This window comes from Falsirhodobacter sp. alg1, from assembly GCF_000739715.2.
GTDB lineage: Bacteria > Pseudomonadota > Alphaproteobacteria > Rhodobacterales > Rhodobacteraceae > Falsirhodobacter.
Map to the genome: position 1 here is coordinate 1 of NZ_BBJC02000137.1, position 490 is coordinate 490.

At 59.2% G+C, this 490-nt stretch carries 1 protein-coding gene; it reads left to right on the top strand.

What is annotated here, in order from left to right:
* The coding region (locus TR36_RS14635; protein WP_192841392.1) for a glycoside hydrolase TIM-barrel-like domain-containing protein at nt 1-490 on the top strand (490 nt) is incomplete at both ends.

Below are 490 nucleotides of genomic sequence, written 5' to 3' on the forward strand. Positions count from 1 at the left end.
CGGAGGGGTGGATGCCTTTTGTATCGGGTCCGAGATGCGGGGGCTGACACAGATCCGCGGGGAGGATGACAGCTTTCCGGCGGTGGAAGCTCTTTGCCAACTGGCCGCAGAGGTGCGTCAGATCCTGCCGGATGCGAAGATCAGCTATGCGGCGGATTGGTCGGAATATTTTGGTTATCATGCCGATGGGGACGTATATTTCCACCTGGATCCGCTGTGGGCCCATCCGGCGATCGATTTCGTCGGTATCGACAATTACATGCCGCTGTCGGATTGGCGGGATGGCAGCGATCATGCGGATGCAGGCTGGGGGTCCATCTACAACCTTGAATATCTGAAGGCGAATGTGGCCGGCGGTTCGCACCTCGATGTTGATGCCAGACAGGATCTCGCGACCGGCGTCATAGCCGAAACGCACATCCTCGAACCGCATCGCCCCCGTCAGATCAGGTGCAAGGCGCGCATCGGGCGTGTCCTTGATTTCGGGATC